This window comes from Ectopseudomonas composti (genome assembly GCF_001567565.1).
Classification (GTDB): Bacteria; Pseudomonadota; Gammaproteobacteria; order Pseudomonadales; family Pseudomonadaceae; genus Aquipseudomonas; species Aquipseudomonas composti_A.
The window spans coordinates 89646-111695 of sequence record NZ_LSSW01000032.1; the positions used below are offsets into that span (position 1 = coordinate 89646).

A 22050-nucleotide genomic window follows, 5' to 3' on the forward strand; every position below is an offset into this window, starting at 1 on the left:
CGCGCGCACCGGGCAATCTGGCGAACATCGCTGTTGTTCAGAACCTCTCGGTGCGCCCGGCGCACTTACCCCCGCCGCTTGTGCAGCGAGCGCAGCTTGTAGCGCTCACCGGGATGAATCAGCCGTGCGTAGCTGATCAGGTGATCGCCGGACCAGGTACGGCGGATCACGCTGAGGCAAGGCATGGCCGGGTCGATCTGCAGGTGTTCGGCGGTACGCGCGTCCACCAGCACGGCCTCGACCACATGCTCGACATCCGACATCGGGCTACTCGCCACCAGCACCTCGTTGGGCGTGCGCTGGCTGAAATCAGTCGCCAGGTAATCGGGCACCCAGCGCGGATTGACGAAGCGGTCCTCGAGCTGGATCGGCAAGCCGTCCTGCAGGTGCACCAGCACGCTGTGAAACACCTCGGTGCCCAGGCGCACGCCCAGACGCAGGGCCACTTCATCGTCGGCGGCAATGGCTTCGCAACGCAGCACGCGGTTGGCGTAGGCGTGGCCGCGACCGCGCACTTCGCTGGCGATGTTCATCACCTCGTGCAGCGGCGATTCGGCCTTGCGGTCGGTGACGAAGGTGCCGAGGCCGGCCTGGCGCATCAGGTAGCCCTGCTGCACCAGGTTCTGGATCGCCTTGTTGGCGGTCATGCGGCTGACGCCGAAGTCGCGCGCCAGCTGCTCCTCCGGCGGGATCTGGTGGTTGACCGGAAACGCGCCGCCCTGGATGCGCTCCAGCAGGAAGGCCTCGATGGCTTTGTAGCGCGGGGTGGTGGTCACGAAAGCTCCTTGGCAAGACCGGGTGCGCGGATGATAGCGGAGCTAAGCGCTCCGCTCCCAGCGCCGTAGCCCGGATGCAATCCGGGAGCCTCAAAACCCAGGCCCCGGATTGCATCCGGGCTAAGCAGTTCAGCTCAAGGAAGGCAACATACCGGCCGGCAGCAGTGGCGTCAGCACGCGTTCGGCCAGTAGCTCGTCGGCGGCGGCGATGTCCGGGGCGAAGAAGCGGTCCTCGACGTAGTACGGCACCTTGGCGCGCAATGCCTGGCGCGCCTGCTCCAGGGCCGGCGTGCTTTTCAGCCCCTCGCGGAAGTCCAGGCCCTGGCAGGCGCCGAGCCATTCCACGGCGAGCACACCACGGGTGTTCTCGGCCATGTCCCACAGACGCTTGCCGGCGTTCGGCGCCATCGACACGTGGTCTTCCTGGTTGGCCGAGGTGGGCAGGCTGTCGACGCTGTGCGGGTGAGCCAGGGCCTTGTTGTCGCTGGCCAGTGCGGCAGCGGTGACCTGGGCGATCATGAAGCCGGAGTTGACCCCGCCGTTGGCCACCAGGAACGGCGGCAGTTGCGACATGTGCTTGTCCATCATCAGCGAGATACGGCGCTCGGACAGCGAGCCGATCTCGGCGATGGCCAGGGCGATGTTATCGGCGGCCATGGCCACCGGCTCGGCGTGGAAGTTGCCGCCGGAAATCACCTCGCTCTCGGCAGCGAACACCAGCGGGTTGTCGGATACCGCGTTGGCCTCGACGGCTAACACCTCGGCAGCCTGGCGCAGCTGGGTCAGGCAGGCGCCCATGACCTGCGGCTGGCAGCGCAGCGAATACGGGTCCTGCACCTTGTCGCAGGCGGCGTGGGAGCGGCCGATTTCACTGCTGTCGCCGAGCAGATGGCGGAAGGCAGCCGCCGCGTCGATCTGCCCGCGCTGACCGCGAGCGGCATGGATGCGTGCATCGAAGGGCGAGCGCGAACCCAGCAACGCCTCGACGCTGAGCGCGCCGCAGACGCTGGCCGCGGCGTACAGGTCTTCACCCTCGAACAGCCCGCGCAGGGCGTAGGCGGTGGACACCTGGGTACCGTTGAGCAGGGCCAGACCCTCCTTGGCGGCCAGGGTCATCGGCTCCAGGCCGGCGATGGCCAGCGCCTCGCTGGCCGGCAGCCATTGGCCCTGGTGCCGCGCCTGGCTTTCGCCGAGCAGCACCAGCGACATATGCGCCAGCGGCGCCAGATCACCGGAGGCACCGACCGAGCCTTTCAGCGGGATATGCGGGTAGACCTCGGCGTTGACCAGGGCGATCAGCGCCTCGATCACCTGGCGGCGAATGCCGGAGAAGCCGCGCGCCAGGCTGTTGATCTTCAGCAGCATGATCAGACGCACCAAGGCGTCATCCAATGGCTGACCGATGCCGGCGGCATGCGACAGCACCAGCGAACGCTGCAGCTTTTCCAGGTCGTCGTTGGCGATGCGGGTCGAGGCCAGCAGGCCGAAACCGGTGTTGATGCCGTAGGCGGTGCGGCCTTCGGCGATGATCTGGTTGACGCAGGCAACACTGGCGTCGATGGCTTCGTGAGCGTTGGCGTCCAGAGTCAGGTGCACGGGCGCCTGGTAGGCGGCGCGCAGGTCGGCCAGGGTCAGTTGGCCGGGTTTCAGGTTCAGGGTGGTCATGTTCTGTTCTTCCACGGAGTGAGTTCGCGCCTGGCGAATCAGAGCCGAATAATGGCTGAAATCGCGGTACTTGCAGTGATTGATGCGCCGGCCCATCGGGCCGGCGTTGAGCCTTAGCCGATCATCGGCAGGTTCAAACCCTGCTCGCGGGCACAGTCAATGGCAATCTGGTAGCCAGCATCGGCGTGACGCATCACCCCGGTGCCCGGGTCGTTGGTCAGTACGCGGGCGATGCGCGCGGCGGCTTCATCGGTGCCATCGCAGACGATGACCATACCCGAATGCTGGGAGAAGCCCATGCCCACGCCACCGCCGTGGTGCAGCGAGACCCAGGTGGCGCCGCTGGCGGTGTTGAGCAGGGCGTTGAGCAGCGGCCAGTCGGACACGGCATCGGAGCCGTCCTGCATCGCTTCGGTCTCGCGGTTGGGGCTGGACACCGAGCCGCTGTCCAGGTGGTCGCGACCGATGACGACGGGGGCGCTCAGCTCACCGGAGCGCACCATCTCGTTGAACGCCAGGCCAAGCTTGGCGCGCTGCCCCAGACCGACCCAGCAGATGCGCGCCGGCAGGCCCTGGAAGGCGATGCGCTCGCGGGCCATGTCCAGCCAGCGGTGCAGGTGGGCGTCGTCCGGGATCAATTCCTTGACCTTGGCGTCGGTCTTGTAGATGTCCTCGGGGTTGCCGGACAGCGCCGCCCAGCGGAACGGGCCGATGCCGCGGCAGAACAGCGGGCGGATGTAGGCCGGGACGAAACCGGGGAAGTCGAAGGCATTACTCACGCCCTCTTCCTTGGCCATCTGACGGATGTTGTTGCCGTAGTCGAAGGTCGGCACGCCCATTTTCTGGAAGTCGAGCATGGCCTGCACGTGCACGGCCATGGACTGCTTGGCGGCCTTGACCACGCCAGCCGGGTCGGTGGCTGCGCGATCCTTGTACTCGGCCCAGCTCCAGCCAATCGGCAGGTAACCGTTGAGCGGGTCGTGGGCGCTGGTCTGGTCGGTGACCATATCCGGGCGCACGCCACGGCGTACCAGTTCCGGCAGGATCTCGGCGGCATTACCCAGCAGAGCGACGGAGATAGCCTTGCCTTCGCTGGTGTAGCGGGCGATGCGCGCCAGGGCGTCATCCAGATCAGTGGCCTGCTCGTCGACGTAACGGCTGCGCAGGCGGAAATCGATGCTGGTCTGCTGGCATTCGATGTTCAGCGAGCAGGCGCCGGCCAGTGTCGCGGCCAGCGGCTGGGCGCCACCCATGCCACCCAGGCCTGCGGTCAGCACCCAGCGGCCCTTGAGGTTGCCGGCGTAGTGCTGGCGACCGGCTTCGACGAAGGTTTCATAGGTGCCCTGAACGATGCCCTGGCTGCCGATGTAGATCCAGCTGCCAGCGGTCATCTGGCCGTACATGGCCAGGCCCTTGGCATCCAGCTCGTTGAAGTGCTCCCAGCTCGCCCAGTGCGGCACCAGGTTGGAGTTGGCGATCAGCACGCGCGGGGCGTTGCTGTGAGTCTTGAACACCCCGACGGGCTTGCCGGACTGCACCAGCAGGGTCTCGTCGTCATTGAGGTTGGTCAGGCTCTCAACGATCTTGTCATAGCACTCCCAGTTACGCGCGGCACGGCCGATGCCGCCGTACACCACCAGCTCCTTGGGGTTCTCGGCCACGTCCGGGTCGAGGTTGTTCATCAGCATGCGCAGCGGCGCTTCGGTCAGCCAGCTCTTGGCGGTGAGCGTATTGCCGCGTGGGGCGCGGATTTCGGTGTCGCGGAACTTGGTCATGTTGCGGGCTCCTGTAGGAACGGGTCAGGGGTGGGCGGTCAGAGCCAGCCCAGAAATTGGGCGAGGTAGGCCAGCGGAATGGCCAACAGCAGGCTGAGCAGGGTGCGCTGCAGCCAGATCAGCAGCAGGTGGCCCAGGCTCAGGGGAATCCGCGTGGCCAGCACGCAGGGAATCGAGGCAGAGAGAAACAGCACGCTGCTGACCGAGACGATGGCGGTGACGAACTTCACCAGCACCTCGGCGTCCTTGAGCAGCATCGCCGGCAGGAACATCTCGGCCAGCCCGGCAGACATGGCGCGGGCCACCTGCATCGGCTCGTCCAGACCGAACAGCCAGGTCAGCGGGTAGAGCAGCACGCCGAGGGCGTCGAACAGCGGCGTGTACTTGGCAGCAAGCAGCCCGAGCAGGCCGACGGCGAGAATGCTCGGCAGGATGGCAGCGGTCATGCGCAGGCCATCGACGAAGGTTTCACGCAGGGCCGACCACAGCGACGGCGCATTACCGGCCTGCTCCATCCCGGCGCGCCAGGCACTGCCCAGGCGGCTTTCGCCGGGCAGCAGTTGCGCCTCGGGCGTGGACTCGGACGGTAGACGCGACAGTGGATAGATGCGCGCGCTGATCGCGGTGACGGCGAAGGTCACCGCCATGGCGCTCCAGAAATACAGGTTCCACTGGCCCATCAGGCCCAGGGTCTTGGCGATGATCACCATGAACGGCGCCGACACGGTGGAGAAGCCGGTGGCGATGATCGCTGCCTCACGCACGCTGTAATGGCCCTGCTGGTACATACGGTCGGTGATCAGCAGGCCCACCGAGTAGCTGCCGACGAAGGACGCCACGGCATCGATAGCCGACTTGCCCGGCGTGCGCCAGATCGGGCGCATCACCGGCTGCATCAGCACGCCGATCAGTTCCAGCAGGCCGAAGCCGATCAGGAACACCAACGCCAGCGAACCCAGCGGCACGATCAGCGCCAGGCTGAGCACCAGCTTGTCGAACAGGAACGGCAGCATGCCCGGCTGGTAAAGCGCCTGCGGGCCGAGCTGCAGCAGGTAGGCGGCGCCGATCAGCAGGCCGCACACCTTGAGCACACTGAATACGCTGTGGGTCAGGCTGCGCCGCCAGCTGCCGTCGAGCCAGGGCGCCAGCGCACCGTAGAGCATGAACAGCAGTGCCACGCCGATCACCAGTGGCCGCGCATGCAATTGCAGGGCGCTGGCCGCGTGGTCGAGGAGGATGGTCGAACGCCCGGCGATCTCGAACGGCACGAAGAACAGCAGCAAGCCGATCAGGCTGTAACCCAGCAGGCGCGCCAGGGCGCGCGGGCGCGACACGCCGCCGCTCAAGGACAGTGACTCAGGCATGGCGCGGCTCCTGGCCGCAGCGGCGGACGGTGATGAACATCGGGGTTTCCTCGTAGTTGTTGTTGTGCGGGAAAGCGTCGAGCTCAGAGGCTGAGCAGATGAATCAGCCGCGCCGCCACCTTGGCGGTGCGGTTGTCGATGTCGTATTCGGGGTTGATCTCGGCCAGGTCGGCCAGGCGCAGCTTGCCGCTGGCCTTGAGCCGTTCGAGCAGCGGCTCCAGCAGCTCCAGGCGCACGCCACGGGCGGCCGGCGCGCTGACGCCCGGCGCCTCGCAGGCCGGCAGCACGTCGATGTCGATGGTCAGGTAGAGCGCGTCGCACTCGGCGGCGAAGGCGTCCAGCTCGGCGCCGATGGCATCGAGGGTCGACTCGCGAATCTCATGATCCTCGCGCACCAGCACGTTCAGCTCAGCGGCGCGGGCGAATAGCGCGCGGGTGTTGCTGGCGCGGCTGACGCCGAGGCAGGCGTAGCGGAACGGCCAGCCGCGCGCGGCGCACTGCTCAGCGATCTGCGCGAAGGGCGTGCCGGAGGAATGCACATGGGCCGGGTCGCGCAGGTCGAAATGGGCGTCGAAGTTGACGATGCCGATTTTGGGAGCGGGGTTGCCGGACAGGTGCTCGGCCAGGCCCGACCAACTGCCGAAGGCCACTTCATGACCGCCGCCAATCACCAGCGGCAGATGGCCGGCGTCCAGCAGCGCGCAGACGTTACGACCGAGACGCGCCTGGGCGGCTTCCAGATCGCCGTCCTCGCAAGTGACGTCACCGGCGTCATAGGCTGGCGCCTGACGATGCCAGGCCAGGTTGGCCAAGGCCTTGCGCACGCTTTGCGGCGCAGCAGCGGCGCCGACACGGCCATGGTTGCGGCGCACACCTTCGTCGCAGGCAAAACCCAGCAAAGCCAGGCCGGGCTGGCTGTCTTCGGTAAGCGAGCGAATGCGCTGGTGCCAGCGCGCGCTATCGGCTTCCGGGTCGGTGCGACCACTCCAGGCGGCCATGCTGTGACGATCAGCGAGCATAGGTCACAACTCCATTGAACACGCGCTGGCGCAGACGCCCGGCCTGCACCGCGTAGGCCAGTTCGGCCGGTTGCCGGATATCCCACAGGCACAGATCCGCCGGGGCTCCGACAGCGATGCGGCCGAGGTCGGGTAGGCCGAGGGCGCGGGCGCCGTGGGCGGTCATGCCGGCCAGGGCTTCGCGTGGGGTGAGACGAAACAGGGTGCAGGCCAGGTTGGCCATCAGCGTCGGCATGCAGATTGGCGAGGTGCCGGGGTTGGCGTCGCTGGCCACGGCCATCGGTACGCCGTACTGGCGCAATAGCGCGATGGGCGGCAACTGGGTTTCGCGCAGCACGTGGAAGGCACCGGGCAGCAGCACGGCAACGGTGCCGGCCTCGGCCATGGCGCGCACGCCGGCCTCGTTGAGGTATTCGATATGGTCGGCCGACAGCGCGCCATAGCGTGCGGCCAGGGCACTGCCGCCCAGGTTGGACAGTTGCTCGGCATGGGCCTTGATGGCCAGGCCGTGAGCCTGAGCTGCCTGATAGATGCGTTCGCACTGCGCCGGGGAAAAGCCGATGCCTTCGCAGAATACGTCCACCGCATCGGCCAGTCCTTCACGGGCAGCGGCCGGGATCATCGCCTCGCAGACCAGGCTGACGTAGTCGTCGGCGCGGCCGGCATATTCCGGGGGCAAGGCATGGGCGCCGAGCAAGGTGGTGAGCACCCGCACCGGGCGCAGCTCGCCGAGGCGACGGGCCACACGCAGCATCTTCAATTCGTCGGCGACGGTCAGGCCATAGCCGGACTTGATCTCCAGCGTGGTCACGCCATCGGCCAGCAGCGCATCGAGACGCGGCAGGCTGGCGGCGATCAGCTCGTCTTCGCTGGCGGCACGGGTAGCGCGCACGCTGCTGAGGATGCCGCCGCCGTTGCGGGCGATGGTTTCGTAGCTGACGCCTTCCAGGCGCTGCTCGAATTCACCGGCGCGGTCACCGGCGTAGACCAAGTGGGTGTGGCAATCGACCAGTCCCGGGGTCATCACGCCGCCACACCCGGCTTCGACTGCGCCTTGCGCCAGCGCCTCGTCGAAAGTGCGCGACGGCCACAGGCCGGCAATGCAACCGCCATCGACCAGCAGGTTCATCGCCTCGTCCAGCTGCGCCAGGCCATCGAAGACCTGCACATCGCGCCAGAGCTGTTTCGAGGTGGAATGCATCGGCATGGGATTCTCCCGGCTTGTTTTGTATATACAATATGAGTGGATTCAATCGGCGTCAAGCCAGCACAATCCGCATAAGTTCATGATCATGGGCATTAGCGAAGCGCTCCATGTCTATGCAAATAGCGCGCGATCCAGCTAACGGCCGCTATTCAGAGACTCCACTATCATCTGCGGGATCAAAGCCGCTCGTCGCCCCGGCTATTATGTATATACATTTGGAGAATCCATGCCTTTCACCCTGCTCGATCCCGCAACTGCCCTGGCCATGCCCTGGAAGAACGGCGGCGGCATGACGCTGCAACTGGCCATCTCGCCAGCAGGCGCCGGCCTGGAGGATTTCGCCTGGCGCATCAGCAGTGCTCAGGTGGCGGTGGGTGGTGCCTTTTCCAGCTTCCCGGGCATCGACCGCAGCCTGGCCGTGCTCGCCGGCAACGGCTTGCACCTGCAACGCGAGGATGGCCAGGTCGAGACGCTGCATAGCGCTGGCGCCATAGCGGTTTTTGCTGGCGAAGAGGCCATCGACGCGCAACTGCTGGACGGCCCGATCACCGACCTCAATCTGATGACCCGAAGAAGCGCCTGGACGCATCAGGTGCAGTTGCTGAAATGGCAGGGAACCCAGGGGCTGGAGAACGATGCCGCGGTACTGCTGCTGTGGAATGCAGCGCAGAGCGCAGTCGACGTGAATGCAGGCGGCGCGATGCACCACCTGGCGGCGGGCAATGGCCTGCTGATCGAGAACGAGCGCGGCCAGCTGTACCTGCAAGCGCAACGCCCCGCCCTGCTCTACCTGGCCAGGCTGAACCCGTGCACCTGCTGAAATGAAAAGCCCCGGCACGCGGGCCGGGGCTCATTTGGACGATGCCGCGTGATCAGAACTGCGCAGCGTCCAGCAGGTACAACGATTCACTACCGGCCTTGACCGAGGCACTGAGCGAATGAATGCGCGGCAGCAGGCGAGCGAAGTAGAAGCGCGCGGTGCCCAGTTTGCTGGCGTAGAACTCGTCCTCGCCTTCCTTGCCCAGCGCAGCTCGCGCCATCAAGGCCCACATGTAGGCGTAGGCGGTGTAGCCGAAAGCCTGCAGATACTCGACCGAGGCCGCGCCGATCTCGTTGGGGTTACCCTTGGCCTGCTCCAGCACCCAGGCGGTCAGCGCGTCGAGGTTGTCCACGGCAGCCGCCAGCGGCTGGGTAAATTCGGCCATGGAAGCATCGGCCGAGGCAACGAAGGCCCTGATCTCGTCGGCGAAATGCTTGTAGTAGCTACCGCCGCTGCCGACGATCTTGCGCCCCATCAGATCCAGCGACTGGATGCCGTTGGTGCCTTCGTAGATCTGGGTGATGCGACAATCCCGGACAAGCTGCTCCTGGCCCCACTCGCGAATGAAGCCATGGCCGCCGAAGATCTGCTGGCCATGCACGGTGGTTTCCAGCGCCATGTCGGTCAGGAAGGCCTTGGCCACCGGAGTGAGCAGCGCTACCAGTTCGTCGGCACGCTGGGCGGTTGCCTTGTCCTCGCTGTACTTGGCGGTGTCGAGCTGCATGGCAACGTAGCTGGAGAAGGCGCGACCGCCCTCGTTCAGCGCCTTCATGGTCAGCAGCATACGGCGCACGTCCGGGTGCACGATGATCGGATCAGCCGCTTTGTCCTTGGCCACCGGGCCGGTCGGGGCGCGGCTCTGGATGCGCTCGCGGGCGTATTCGATGGCGCTCTGGTAGCTGCGCTCACCCAGCGACAGCCCCTGGATGCCAACGCCCAGACGCTCGTAGTTCATCATGGTGAACATGGCCGCCAGGCCCTTGTTCACTTCGCCGATCAGGTAGCCGGTGGCGCCGTCGAAATTCATCACGCAGGTGGCCGAGGCCTTGATGCCCATCTTGTGCTCGATGGAGCCGCAGCCCAGGGCGTTCTTCTCGCCCAGCGAACCGTCGGCGCCCACCATGATCTTCGGCACCAGGAACAGCGAGATGCCTTTCGGGCCAGCCGGTGCGTCCGGCAGCTTGGCCAGCACCAGGTGGATGATGTTCTCGGTCAGGTCGTGTTCGCCGCCGGTGATGAAGATCTTGGTGCCACTGATCTTGTAACTGCCATCGGCCTGCGGTTCGGCCTTGGTGCGGATGATGCCCAGGTCGGTACCAGCGTGCGGCTCGGTCAGGCACATGGATCCCGCCCAGACACCGGCATACATGTTCGGCAGGTACTGCGCCTTCAGCTCCTCGCTGGCGTGATTGAGGATCGACAGGCAAGCGCCAGCGGTCAGCATCGGATACAGGCCGAAGGACAGGCTGGCCGAGTTGACCATCTCCTCGACCTGCGCACCGATCACCTTGGGCATGCCCATGCCGCCAAAGTCAGGCGCGCCACCGACACCCACCCAGCCACCTTCGGCGTAGGTGCGGTAGGCCTCGGGGAAGCCAGCCGGGGTTTTCACCACGCCATCTTCCCAGGAGCAGCCTTCTTCATCGCCGCTGCGGTTCAGCGGGGCGATGCTGCCTGCGGTGACCTTGCCGGCCTCTTCGAGAATGGCGTTGGCAGTGTCTTCATCCACCACCTCAGCCAGGGCCGGCAGCTCGGCCCAGAGCTTGGAGACTTCGAATACTTCATTGAGCACGAAGCGCATGTCGCGCAAGGGGGCTTTGTAATCGGCCATGGCACATCCTCGAAAACGGACTTACGTGAGATGACCGAGTTTACTTGAACAACTTTATAGACACATAGGGTCGTGTTGTGACCAATGATTCACGACAGGTCAGCAACTGTCTGATGTGAAAACACCTCTGCAGAACGACCAGTATTCCGTCACGACCATTCGTCCGCCAGGACCTCATTGGCCCCCTGACGCCAGCTTGACGGCGCCACGCCGATGCGAGGCGCTGCGTATGCAGTTGCGCCCGGCGGCCTTGGCGCTGTAGAGCGCCTTGTCCGCTTCCTTGATCACCTCCTGCGGCGTGCGCTGCTCGGCCTGCCGCTCGGCAACCCCCATGCTCACGGTCACCGAGACTTCGCTGGCTGTCTTGCCGGCGCGGCGCTGCTTGCCCTCACGATCATCACGCGGCCGGCTCTGCGAGTCGCGCAGCTGCATGCGGTATTGCTCGATGGCCACGCGCACGGCCTCGATATGCGGCACGCATTGCTCCACGCTCTTGCCGGGAAACAGCAGGGTGAACTCCTCGCCACCATAGCGATACGCCTTGCCGCCGCCACCGACCTTGCGCAGCTGGCTGGCGACCAGACGAAGCACCTGATCGCCCACGTCGTGGCCGTGGGTATCGTTGAATTTCTTGAAGTGATCGACATCGACCATAGCGATCACGTAATCACGCCCCAGGCGTTGCAGGCGCTCGTTGAGCGCGCGCCGTCCAGGCAACCCGGTGAGCTCGTCACGGAAGGCCATCTGGTAAGCCTCGTGCGCCACCGCCGCCACCAGCATGAGCATCACCAGGCTGATCATCACCTGCAGCGCGTTGGCCAGGATGAACACTTGCGGCAGCATCCACAGCAGGCCGAACAAACCCACCAGCTGCGCCGCATGCAGCGGGCGGGGGCGGCGCAGGTACTGCGCCAGCAGCGCAATGAACGCCAGCAGGAAGACCAGGTAGGACAGCTGCGCGAGACTCATCCAGGCACCGTGCAGCGAAGGCCAGTGGATCTGCGCCAGCCATTCGGCGATGCCCTGTGGATAACGCCGCGCGAGCCCGACGGCCACCGCGCTGACGGCCAGCAGCACGAGCGAGCGGGCGAAGATGTCCTGCAGCAGATGCGAGCGCTCCTCCCAGCAACCGTAGAGGGCATAGAGCAGCGGCAGCAGCAGACAGATCAGATGGAAGACCAGCGCCGCATCGTCACGCACCTGACCATTGTTACGAAAGTGATCGACCTGGATATCCAGCAGGAAGTAGCCGACATACAGCGCCAGCAGCAGAAACACTTCACGCTGACGACCATAGACCAGACAGAAGGCGCCGCCGAGCAACAGCAGCAGGGTCGGCAGTACGTTGAACAGGGAGATGAAGAACTCGCTCAATACCGGCAAGCGCGCAGCCAGCAATGCCCCTACCAGCAACGGCAGCGAGGAGAAGAAGTGGCTGAGGCGCAAATTGGCCAGACGTATCACGCTGACATCCTTGGCGAGAGATGCAGGCATTCTGCCTGCTTCGCCTGTTGAAAACAGCGACAGGATGCGACATTCGCTTCAGTACCCGGCGCAAAAACGACAACGCCGCCCGAAGGGGCGGCGTTGTCGTTCAACCTAACGGATAGGGCATCGAGCCGATCTTAGAAGCCCAGAGCGAAGTGCTCTTCGTCCATGTCCATCAGGTTGCTGGCGCCGGACAGCATGGCTTCGACGTGCGTACGGGTACGCGGCAGGATACGTGCGAAGTAGAAGCGCGCGGTCTGCAGCTTGGCCTTGTAAAAAGCCTCGTCGTCGGTACCAGCTGCCAGTTTCTCGGCAGCCAGGCGCGCCATGTCGGCCCAGAAGTAGGCCAGGCAGGCGTAGCCGGAGTACATCAGGTAGTCCACCGACGCGGCACCGACTTCCTCGCGATCTTTCATCGCCGCCATACCGATCTTCATGGTGATGTCACCCCACTCCTTGTTCAGCTTGGCCAGCGGCTCGACGAACTCCTTGACGGCATCGTTGCCTTCGTTGGCCTGGCAGAACTTGTGCACGATCTTGGTGAAGTTCTTCAGGGCGCCGCCCTGCGTCATCAGCACCTTGCGGCCCAGCAGGTCCAGCGCCTGAACGCCGGTGGTGCCTTCGTACATCATGGAGATGCGGCAGTCGCGCAGATTCTGCTCCATGCCCCACTCGCTGATGAAGCCGTGGCCACCGTAGATCTGCATGCCATGGGAAGCGGACTCGAAGCCCACCTCGGTCATGAAGGCCTTGGCGATCGGAGTCAGGAAAGCCAGCAGTTCGTCAGCGGCTTTCTTCTCTTCTTCGTCCTGGCTGTGCTGAACGATGTCCACCTGCTTGGCGGTGAAGTAGACCATGGCGCGGTTGCCTTCGGCGAACGCCTTCATGGTCAGCAGCATGCGGCGTACGTCAGGGTGCACGATGATCGGGTCAGCCGCCTTGTCCGGCGCTTTCGGGCCAGTCAGCGAACGCATCTGCAGACGCTCGCGAGCGTACTTGATGCCACCCTGGAAGCCGACTTCGGCGTGGGCCAGGCCTTGCAGCGCGGTACCCAGACGAGCGGTGTTCATGAAGGTGAACATGCAGTTCAGGCCCTTGTTGGCCGGGCCGATCAGGAAGCCGGTGGCGCCATCGAAGTTCATCACGCAGGTGGCGTTACCGTGGATGCCCATCTTGTGCTCGATCGAGCCACAGGACACCGCGTTGCGCTCACCTACGCCGCCTTCGGCATTGGGTAGGAACTTGGGCACGATGAACAGCGAGATCCCCTTGGTACCAGCCGGTGCATCGGGCAGACGGGCCAGAACGATATGGACGATGTTGTCGGCCATGTCGTGCTCACCCGCGGAGATGAAGATCTTGGTACCGCTGACCTTGTAGCTGCCATCGGCCTGCGGTTCTGCCTTGGTGCGCAGCATGCCCAGGTCGGTGCCGCAGTGCGGCTCGGTCAGGCACATGGTACCGGTCCACTCGCCGGAGACCAGCTTGGTCAGGTAGACGTGCTGCTGCTCGGCGGTGCCGTGGGCGGAAATGGTGTTCATCGCGCCGTGGGACAGGCCCGGGTACATGCCCCACGACCAGTTGGCCGAACCGACCATCTCGCTGATGGCCAGGCCGAGGGATTCCGGCAGACCCTGGCCGCCGTGCTCGACGTCATGGGCCAGGCTCGGCCAACCGCCTTCGACGAACTGCTGATAAGCCTCTTTGAAGCCGGTCGGCGTCTTCACGCCGGACTCGCTCCAGGTGCAGCCTTCGGTGTCACCCACACGGTTCAGCGGTGCCAGAACCTGCTCGCAGAACTTGGCGCCTTCTTCGAGGATGGCGTCGACCATGTCCGGAGTGGCGTCCTGGCAGCCTGGCAGGCTCTGGTAGTGCGCTTCATAACCCAGCAGCTCGTCACGAACGAAACGAATGTCACGCAAGGGGGCCTTGTAGTCAGGCATAACGGTAAACCTCTGCGGTGGATTCCTAGTAGTTGGGGTGACCGTCTTGGCGGTCGCTCTCGGGATCACTCCCGGCTGCCCGGCCACGAGGTTGCGGCCAAAGCAATCAAACAGTCGTTTGAAACATACGTTTACGCCAACCCCTTGTCAAGCGCTGCCAATCGGCCAGCTACGCGACCAGATCGATGCGAGGCTGCGGCGCGGGCAATTCGCCCAGACGCCGATACAGATCAAGATTAGGCGCTGGCGGCGAAGCCTGCTGCGGCTGCTCGGTAGGCTGTTCATCGGCGGGGCGAGACGCGTCATCGGCCACCGCCTCCTCGCTGGCGCTGGTGGCCTCTGCACGCCGCAGCTCGGCCAGTTCGACGCGGGCCTGCGCCGCTTGCGCCTGGGCCAGAGAGGCTACGCGCATGTCCTGAGGGGAAGGTTCGATGGGCGCAAGCGCCGCGCGCAGGACGATCTCCATCTTGCGCAGCGTCGCTTCGGGGTCGTTGGGGACGGGGGAGGTATCGATGCCGACTTCACCGGAAACGGCATAACGCTGCCCATCGGGGCCGCGCTTGAAACTGTAGGTCGGCGCCCCCGCGTATTGCCCGCCGACGGCAGCATGCGCCTGCTCGTGGGTGCGCACCTCTCGGTCACGCTGAACGAGATCGGTGATTTCCAGCTGTTGCTGGCGCTGCTCCTGGGGGCTGGGCTCAGGCTCGCCTGCACGGCTCGATGGGCTGGCATCGCGATCCGCCTCGTCTCGACCGGAGGCCGGGGAGTCGGCCTGCTGCTCTTGCGACGCAGCGACAGGTGCCTGGTCGGCACGGGCAATGTCAGGGGAAACTTCGGGCGACAGCGGCCTTGCCGTACTGGCGGACGGCGCGGGAGTGAAAGGTGGCAGGCTGCTGCCGATCTGCATGAGCGCCCTCCTGCCCCGCTGCTGGCCGCATCCGCGCGGCCGGGGTGAGACGACTTAAGCGCGGGTATCGATCAGGGTGCCCAGCACTTCGTCGGCCGTGTCGACGACGCGCGCATTGGCGCGCACTTCGTTTTCACCGACACGCAGTGCCACGAGGCTTTCGGTCAGGTCCGGGCGGCTACGCTCGGAAACCTGCGAACTCGGATTGACCTGATTCTGCGGCGGCGTCTGAGTGGTCTGTTGCGCGGGGTTGATGCTGCCGCTGGCGATATCACCGGCTGCCTGTTCGACACGGCGTTGCCCGGCCTGAATACCGTTCAAACCCGAATTGAATGCGTTGGCGGAGATTTCCATCGGCAGCCCCCAGGGGGAAGTAGAACCTTGATACCTGTATTGAAGCAGAAACCGGCTAAAAAACGTACAGACAAAAGGCTATGGTCAGTTTGCTGGTTATTACCAGCCGGCCAATAACTCGAGATTGAGGTGCTCCGCCACCGCCGCTGGCGTCGCCTCGGCCAGATGCGGCACACGCCCCAGACAGGGAGCCGGCAGGCGCTCGCTGAGAGTCGCCAGATTGTCTTCCAGGCGTGAGGTCTTCGGCTCGACGATATTGGCCACCCAGCCGGCCAACCTCAGGCCGTCACGCTCGATCGCCTCTGCACTCAGCAGCGCATGGTTGATGCACCCCAGGCGCACACCCACCACCAGAATCACCGGTATGCCCAGTGCGATGGCCAGGTCCGACAGGTTCGCCTCACCGGCCAGCGGCACACGCCAGCCGCCCGCACCCTCCACCAGGGAGAAGTCCGCGCCCTTGTCCAGGATCGCCCGTACCGGCTGCAGCAGGCTGCTGACATCCAGTGCGATACCCACTTCGCGGGCCGCCAGGTGCGGGGCAATGGCCGGCTCGAAGGCCAGCGGGTTGACCTCCTCATAGCGCAGCGGCAATGAACACTGGGCGAACAGGGCCAGCGCGTCGTCGTTGCGCAGCCCGTCGGCGGTTCGCCTGCAACCCGAGGCAACCGGCTTGGCCGCTGCGGTGCTCAGGCCCTGCTGGCGCGCCGCATGGAGCAGGCCGGCGGCGATGGTGGTCTTGCCGATTTCGGTGTCAGTGCCGGTGACGAAGTAGGCTTGGGTCATTGCAGGTACTCCAGTCAATAAGCGCACAACGGCTTCTGCAGCACGCCATATACCACCTGATAGGTGGCCGGCAGCCCCTGCGGCTGGCGAAACTGCTCGTAGGCCTCGATCAGCGCGCGAATGCGCGCGCGCCCGGTCAGGCCGCCCGGACGGCCGGGGTTGAGATTGTGCGCGCCGAGGTCCTTGAGCGAAGTGGTCAGGCTGCGCAGGTCAGGGAAGTGCAGCGTTTCGGCCTGGCGCTGCACAGCCAGCGCCTGCAGACCACTGGCCGTGCAGATCTGCTGGTAGTCCTCGAAACGACGAAAACGATTGACGTGGACTAGGCCGTCGACCGCCTGCCAGCTGTCACGCAACTCCTGCAACGTACCGACGCACAGGCTGGAGAACGCCAACACGCCACCGGGGCGCAACACCCGCCGCGCTTCGCTCAGCACGCGCGGGAAATCTGCACACCATTGCAGCGCCAGACTGGAGAACAGCAGGTCGACGCTGGCGTCCTGCAACGGCAGGGCTTCGGCATCGCCGGCAATGAAATAGGCAGCGCCACCCAGCGGACTGGCGTGACGCAGCATGCCTTCGGCGATGTCCACCGCCAGCCCTTCACCCAGTGCATAACGTTCGGCCAGGGCACGGGTGAAATGCCCCGTGCCGCTGCCCAGATCCAGCCAGCGACAGGGCTGCAGCGAAGCCGGCAGGCGCGCCAGCAACTGCGTGCCGACGCTGCGCTGCAGCTCGGCCACCGCATCGTAACTCGCGGCCGCGCGGGAGAACGACGCAGCGACCTGGCGCTTGTCCGGCAAGGCGTAGGGAGTTGCCGGACCGCCAGGGCCACGCGCATCGGGTTCGGCACGCTCATGGGCGCTGCACCGGCTACGCAGCTCAGACATCACAGACCTCGCGGATGAAATCGAGCATCAGGGTCGCCACGACATCCGCCTGCTCACGCACGAAGGCGTGGCCACAGGCTTCCAGCACATCCACCTCACCCGTTGGCAGCAGCGCCAGCAGCGCGTCGCCAGCCGCAGCCGGCACCAGGCCGTCGTGCTCGGCCAGCAGGTGCAGCTGCGGCCCGGCGAACGTGGTCAGCGCAGCGCGATTGTCGAGGCTCGCCAGCAGACGCAGCCCGGCCAGCAGAGCAGGCTCTTCAGCGGCCGCCAGATGGCCTTGTAGTTGCCTTGACAGGCCACGTGCATCGGCACCGCCCTGGGCACAGAGCATGGCGAAACGTTTGAGCGTAGCGCTGGCGTTGTCCTGGCAGCCCTCATAGAAGGCTGCGTAGGTCTGCGTCGGCATCGCCGTCGGCCAGGTCTCGCTGGCAACGAAACAGGCATTGCTGGCCAGGGTAATCAGGCCCCGGCAGCGCTCGCCACGACGTGCAGCCAGGGCAGCGGCGAGCATGCCGCCAAGTGACCAGCCAGCCAGCCAGCAATCATGCGGCAAGCGCGTATCCAGCTCGTCGAGCCAATCGGCTGCAGCCGCACTGCCCAGTCGCGGCAGTGCCGGCACCTGCACATGGACCTGCATGTCAGGGTTCAGAGCCGCGGCCAGGGGCTGCAGCACGGCGCCGTCCAGGCCCCAGCCTGGCAGCAGAATCAGCGTCTCACGCATCGTTCTGCACCTGCGGCCAGCACTCGGCCAGCGCCTCGAGCAACAGTTCGAGCTGCGCCTCGCTGTGCGCGGCAGACAACGTCACCCGCAAGCGGGCACTGCCCGCCGGCACGGTCGGCGGGCGGATGGCACCGACCAGCAGACCGCGATCCTTGAGCAGTGCCGACAATTTGAGCGCACGGGCACTGTCGCCGACCAGGATCGGCTGAATCGGCGTGGGACTGTCCATCAGGCTCAGGCCGATTTCGGCAGCACCCTGACGAAAGCGGCCGATCAGCCACTGCAAGTGTTCGCGCCGCCAGCTTTCGCTGCGCAGCAATTCCAGGCTCTTCAATGTGGCGCAGGCCACGGCGGGCGGCTGACTGGTGGTATAGATGTAGGGCCGGGCGAACTGGATCAGCGTTTCGATCAGCTCCTCGCTGCCGGCGACGAAAGCGCCGGCAGTGCCAAAGCCCTTGCCCAGCGTGCCGACCAGCACCTGCACATCATCCTGCCCCAGGCCGAAGTGCTCGACGATACCGCCCCCCGTCGCCCCCAGCGCGCCGAAGCCGTGGGCATCATCGACCATCACCCAGGCCTGCGCAGCACGCGCCTCGGCGCACAGGGCCGGCAGGTCGGCCAGGTCACCGTCCATGCTGAACACGCCGTCGGTGACCACCAGGCAGTTGCCCGCAGCCTTGCGCAGGCGATTGGCCAGGCTCACCGCATCGTTGTGCAGGTAGCGTGAGAAGCGCGCGCCAGACAGCAGGCCGGCGTCGAGCAGCGAGGCGTGGTTGAGGCGATCTTCCAGCACGTAGTCGCCGTGCCCCACCAGTGCGGTGACGGCAGCCAGGTTGGCCATGTAGCCGGTGGAGAACAGCAGCGCCCGCGGCCGGCCGGTGAACTCGGCCAGTGCTTCTTCAAGCTCATGGTGCGGCGTGCTGTGACCGATCACCAGATGCGAGGCGCCGCCGCCGACGCCCCACTTCTCAGCGCCCTGCTGCATGGCGCGAATCACCTCGGGGTGATTGGCCAGGCCGAGATAATCGTTGGAACAAAACGCCAGCAACTCATGCTCATCGACCCGCACCTGCGGCCCCTGCGGGGTCTGCAACAGCGGGCGCCGACGGTAGAGACTGGCCGCCTGGCGCTCGGCCAAGCGCGTAGCGAGATCGAAGGACATGGAAGGCACCGGAGAACGTTGGATAACCGCAAGCGGGTTAGCCACCCTACGCACGGCCTCGGCGGCGTAGGGTGGATAACGCTTCAGCCATCCACCAGGGAAAGATCAGGCCGAAGCGGCGTTGTAGAACAGCTTGGAATCACGCTGCTCGACCAGCGCCTGCTCGATGGCGGCCTGGTGCACCTCGTCTGCATGCTCTTCGCGCTCTTGCGGCTTGATACCGAGGCGTTTGAACAGGGCCATGTCCTTGTCCGCCTGCGGGTTGGCGGTGGTCAGCAGCTTCTCGCCGTAGAAGATCGAGTTGGCGCCAGCCATGAACGCCAGGGCCTGCATCTGCTCGTTCATCGCCTCGCGGCCAGCGGACAGGCGCACGTGGGATTTCGGCATCATGATCCGCGCCACGGCCAGGGTGCGGATGAAATCGAACGGATCGACGTCCTTCTCCTCGGCCAGCGGCGTGCCCTTGACCTTGACCAGCATGTTGATCGGTACGCTCTCCGGATGCTCCGGCAGATTGGCCAGCTGAATCAGCAGGCCGGCGCGGTCGTCCACCGACTCGCCCATGCCGAGGATGCCGCCGGAGCAGATCTTCATCCCCGCCTCACGCACGTAGGCCAGGGTCTGCAGACGCTCGCCGTAGGTACGGGTGGTGATGATGTTGCCGTAGAACTCCGGCGAGGTATCGAGGTTGTGGTTGTAGTAGTCCAGCCCTGCGTCGGCCAGCGCCTGGGTCTGCTCCTGATCGAGGCGACCGAGGGTCATGCAGGTTTCCAGGCCGAGCTTCTTCACGCCTTTGACCATTTCCAGCACGTAGGGCATGTCCTTGGCGGACGGGTGCTTCCAGGCCGCGCCCATGCAGAAGCGCGTGGAGCCGATGGCCTTGGCCTCGGCGGCCGCCTCCAGCACCTTCTGCACCTCCATCAGCTTTTCCTTGTCCAGGCCGGTGTTGTAGTGGCCAGACTGCGGGCAGTACTTGCAGTCTTCGGGGCAGGCGCCGGTCTTGATCGACAGCAGGGTCGAGACCTGCACGCGGTTCGGATCGAAATGCTGGCGATGGACGCTCTGCGCCTGGAACAGCAGGTCGTTGAAAGGCTGCTCGAACAGCGCGCGAACCTCGGCGAGGCTCCAGTCGTGGCGGGTGGTGATTTCAGCGGTTGCGCTCATCTGAGAAGTCCTTCGACGCTTGGCGGCATCTGTTGTCAGGCCCACTGGGGGCATTCAGGCTTTGGCCATCATAAGTGGCGATTGGATACTGTCAACCACAACAAAGACACAGGTTTACATCTGATCATAAATCACCCAATAGAACTTATGTCATGGCATAAGGCCAAATGCTTACCCCTCCAACAGGATGTTCTGCATGCAGGTAGAAGGTTTTTTCGAAGGACTCGGCGAAGCGCTGGGTCGTGCCATCCGCTTCATCGTCGATTTGCTTTCCGGTGTGCTGGGCGCCATGGCGGACGCCATTGATGACTTTTTCCATGGCCTGGCCAGGGCCATCGGCATGGACGTTTCGATCTTCAGCATCATCCTGCTGATCATCGGCCTGCTGTTTCTGTTCAGTGGTGCTCGATCGCTGCTGCGCGGCTCGATCATCGGCGGGGTGATCTGGCTATTCTTCGGTCTGATCGTCATGGGCTGGCTGATCCGCTGAAACCGACTAGAGGCCCGCGGCAGATTCTGCCTGCTAAGCTTCAGGCACCATCGCTCATGGACGAGCCAGCATGCCGCCGTTCGACCTCTCCTTTCTGCAACGCCTGCCGTGGCTGCGAACGCACCGCCGTTGCCAGCTGTGCGACGATCCGACGGACCACCCCACACACGCGATCTGCACCGCCTGCGAGACCGAACTGCCGTGGCTCGGTGCACATTGCCAGGTCTGCGCCGTGCCATTGCCGGCAGCGGGCATGATCTGCGGCGCCTGCCAGCACAAGCTGCCAAGCTTCAGCCGCGTGGAAGCGCCCTGGCGCTATGCCTTCCCCGTGGACAACCTGATCACCCGCTTCAAGCACCAGGCGCAATGGCCACAGGGGCGTCTGCTCGCCGAGCTACTGGCCGAACACCTGCGCCACGCGTTCGATGAAGGACTGCCCCGTCCCCAGGCGCTGCTGCCGGTGCCGCTGGCTCGCAAGCGCCAGCGGCGGCGCGGTTTCAATCAGGCGCAGATGCTCGCCGGCTGGCTCGGCGCCAGCCTCGATCTGCCAGTGCAACCTGACTGGCTGCTGCGCCGCGTCGATACGCCAGCGCAGCAGGGCCTGGATGCGGCAACGCGCAAACGCAATCTGCGCCAGGCCTTCAGCCTTGAACTGCAAGCCAGGGTCAGCGGCGCCCACCTGGCGTTGGTCGACGATGTGCTCACCACCGGCGCCACGGCAGGCGTACTCGCCCACCTGCTGCGTCGTGCCGGCGCGCTGCGCGTCGACGTCTATTGCCTGGCCCGCACGCCACGGCCGGGCGATGGCTGACTTGACGCGCCAGGCGCAGTCGCGCACCTTGCCCAGCATCCTTCCTGGCCATGCCTGAATCATGTCGCAGCTCGATCCCCTCGCCCAATTGCTCAGCCGCCGTCCGAAACGCCTGGCCCTGCTCGAGCAGATCGCCGAACAAGGCTCCATCACCCGCGCCGCCAAGGCCGCCGGGCTGAGCTACAAGGCCGCCTGGGACGCTATCGACGAGTTGAACAATCTCTCGGAGCAGCCCCTGGTCAGCCGCAGCGTCGGCGGCAAGGGCGGCGGCGGCGCACGTCTGACCGCGGCCGGTGAGCGCCTGCTGGCCTTGCAGCAACGCCTGCAGGCGCTACAGGTGCAGCTGCTGCAGGCCGCCGGAGACGATGCCGACCTGCAACTGCTTGGCCGCCTGATGCTGCGTACCAGTGCGCGCAACCAGCTGACCGGCCGCGTGCGCGCGATTCACGCCCACGGACACAACGACCTGATCGATATCGAGCTGCCGGGCGGCGGCCACCTGCAGGCGCAGATCACCCATGACAGCACCGAGAACCTGCAACTGAGCGAAGGCAGCAGCGTGGTCGCCCTGATCAAGGCTGGCTGGCTGGAGCTGCAGCCACTGCAGGCTGTCCTCCCCGAAAAGCACAACGGTCTCGAAGGCCGCATCGAACAGATTCTGCCGGCCAGCGACGGCCCCAGCGACGTGCGCATCGGCCTGCCCGGTGGCCAGACCCTGTGCGCGCATATCGAGCCCGCACGACTGACTCAGCTGAACCTGCAAACGGGCGACCCGGTGCGTGCGCAGTTCGCCGCCAGCCAGGTATTGCTCGGCACTCAGCTATAGCGTGTGTGCACGGCAACCCGGGTTACGCCCGCCCTAGGCTTCGCACAAGTCGGT

20 protein-coding genes are annotated in these 22050 nt (G+C 65.4%); 4 read left to right on the plus strand and 16 right to left on the minus strand.

The window, feature by feature from the left end; translation table 11 throughout:
- Positions 1-65: 65 nt before the first annotated feature.
- The 6 genes from hutC to hutI all read right to left on the minus strand — a co-directional run bounded on the left by hutC (position 66) and on the right by hutI (position 7806).
- Positions 66-776 (minus strand): histidine utilization repressor, encoded by a 711-nt coding sequence (hutC, locus tag PCLY_RS23080; RefSeq protein WP_061242708.1) that lies wholly within the window; start codon positions 774-776, stop codon positions 66-68.
- 129 nt (positions 777-905) lie between these two features.
- Complete coding sequence (gene hutH, locus PCLY_RS23085; RefSeq protein ID WP_061242820.1) at positions 906-2441, minus strand: histidine ammonia-lyase; 1536 nt, start codon at positions 2439-2441, stop codon at positions 906-908.
- Between the two features lie 113 nt (positions 2442-2554).
- Positions 2555-4216 carry a urocanate hydratase gene (gene hutU, locus PCLY_RS23090; protein ID WP_061242711.1) on the minus strand — a complete coding sequence of 554 codons (1662 nt, stop codon included), beginning with the start codon at positions 4214-4216 and terminating at the stop codon, positions 2555-2557.
- 38 nt (positions 4217-4254) lie between these two features.
- Positions 4255-5580, minus strand: a complete 1326-nt coding sequence (locus PCLY_RS23095) for a YjiH family protein (protein ID WP_061242712.1) — start codon at positions 5578-5580, stop codon at positions 4255-4257.
- Positions 5581-5663: 83 nt separating this feature from the next.
- Entirely contained in the window at positions 5664-6599 is a 936-nt protein-coding gene (gene hutG, locus PCLY_RS23100; protein ID WP_061242714.1) for a formimidoylglutamase, read from the minus strand.
- The gene (gene hutI, locus PCLY_RS23105; RefSeq protein WP_061242717.1) at positions 6589-7806 is read right to left on the minus strand and encodes an imidazolonepropionase; all 1218 of its coding nucleotides are present in this window, start codon (positions 7804-7806) and stop codon (positions 6589-6591) included. Before hutI ends, hutG begins: the two co-directional genes overlap by 11 nt.
- A gap of 226 nt (positions 7807-8032) precedes the next feature.
- Between hutI and PCLY_RS23110 the strand changes: the two genes are divergently transcribed.
- The gene (locus tag PCLY_RS23110; protein WP_061242719.1) at positions 8033-8626 is read left to right on the plus strand and encodes a HutD/Ves family protein; all 594 of its coding nucleotides are present in this window, start codon (positions 8033-8035) and stop codon (positions 8624-8626) included.
- Between the two features lie 52 nt (positions 8627-8678).
- On the opposite strand, the gene PCLY_RS23115 is transcribed toward PCLY_RS23110, so the two are convergent.
- The 10 genes from PCLY_RS23115 to bioB all read right to left on the minus strand — a co-directional run bounded on the left by PCLY_RS23115 (position 8679) and on the right by bioB (position 19869).
- Positions 8679-10457 (minus strand): acyl-CoA dehydrogenase C-terminal domain-containing protein, encoded by a 1779-nt coding sequence (locus PCLY_RS23115; protein ID WP_061242721.1) that lies wholly within the window; start codon positions 10455-10457, stop codon positions 8679-8681.
- 174 nt (positions 10458-10631) lie between these two features.
- Positions 10632-11951: a GGDEF domain-containing protein gene (locus PCLY_RS23120; RefSeq protein ID WP_394326862.1), complete on the minus strand. Its 1320-nt coding sequence runs from the start codon at positions 11949-11951 to the stop codon at positions 10632-10634.
- Positions 11952-12082: 131 nt separating this feature from the next.
- On the minus strand, positions 12083-13888 hold the full coding sequence (locus tag PCLY_RS23125; RefSeq protein ID WP_061242723.1) for a phenylacyl-CoA dehydrogenase: 1806 nt from the start codon (positions 13886-13888) through the stop codon (positions 12083-12085).
- Positions 13889-14057: 169 nt separating this feature from the next.
- Positions 14058-14795, minus strand: coding sequence for a putative metalloprotease CJM1_0395 family protein (locus PCLY_RS23130; protein WP_061242725.1), 738 nt, complete (start codon positions 14793-14795; stop codon positions 14058-14060).
- 54 nt (positions 14796-14849) lie between these two features.
- The gene (locus PCLY_RS23135; protein ID WP_061242727.1) at positions 14850-15149 is read right to left on the minus strand and encodes a hypothetical protein; all 300 of its coding nucleotides are present in this window, start codon (positions 15147-15149) and stop codon (positions 14850-14852) included.
- 99 nt (positions 15150-15248) lie between these two features.
- Positions 15249-15935: a dethiobiotin synthase gene (gene bioD / locus PCLY_RS23140; RefSeq protein WP_061242729.1), complete on the minus strand. Its 687-nt coding sequence runs from the start codon at positions 15933-15935 to the stop codon at positions 15249-15251.
- Positions 15936-15949: 14 nt separating this feature from the next.
- Positions 15950-16822 (minus strand): malonyl-ACP O-methyltransferase BioC, encoded by an 873-nt coding sequence (bioC, locus tag PCLY_RS23145; RefSeq protein ID WP_231740209.1) that lies wholly within the window; start codon positions 16820-16822, stop codon positions 15950-15952.
- Positions 16815-17543: an alpha/beta fold hydrolase gene (locus PCLY_RS23150; protein WP_061242730.1), complete on the minus strand. Its 729-nt coding sequence runs from the start codon at positions 17541-17543 to the stop codon at positions 16815-16817. The genes bioC and PCLY_RS23150 overlap by 8 nt, the downstream gene beginning before the upstream one ends.
- Positions 17536-18705, minus strand: coding sequence for an 8-amino-7-oxononanoate synthase (bioF, locus tag PCLY_RS23155; protein WP_061242733.1), 1170 nt, complete (start codon positions 18703-18705; stop codon positions 17536-17538). The genes PCLY_RS23150 and bioF overlap by 8 nt, the downstream gene beginning before the upstream one ends.
- A gap of 105 nt (positions 18706-18810) precedes the next feature.
- On the minus strand, positions 18811-19869 hold the full coding sequence (gene bioB / locus PCLY_RS23160; protein ID WP_061242735.1) for a biotin synthase BioB: 1059 nt from the start codon (positions 19867-19869) through the stop codon (positions 18811-18813).
- 196 nt (positions 19870-20065) lie between these two features.
- Here bioB and PCLY_RS23165 point away from each other — a divergent pair, with 196 nt between their 5' ends.
- The 3 genes from PCLY_RS23165 to PCLY_RS23175 all read left to right on the plus strand — a co-directional run bounded on the left by PCLY_RS23165 (position 20066) and on the right by PCLY_RS23175 (position 21996).
- Positions 20066-20359 carry a hypothetical protein gene (locus PCLY_RS23165; RefSeq protein ID WP_061242737.1) on the plus strand — a complete coding sequence of 98 codons (294 nt, stop codon included), beginning with the start codon at positions 20066-20068 and terminating at the stop codon, positions 20357-20359.
- Positions 20360-20429: 70 nt separating this feature from the next.
- The gene (locus PCLY_RS23170) at positions 20430-21170 is read left to right on the plus strand and encodes a ComF family protein (protein ID WP_061242739.1); all 741 of its coding nucleotides are present in this window, start codon (positions 20430-20432) and stop codon (positions 21168-21170) included.
- A 61-nt stretch (positions 21171-21231) separates the two neighbouring features.
- Positions 21232-21996 (plus strand): TOBE domain-containing protein, encoded by a 765-nt coding sequence (locus PCLY_RS23175; RefSeq protein WP_061242741.1) that lies wholly within the window; start codon positions 21232-21234, stop codon positions 21994-21996.
- The last annotated feature ends 54 nt before the right edge of the window (positions 21997-22050 follow it).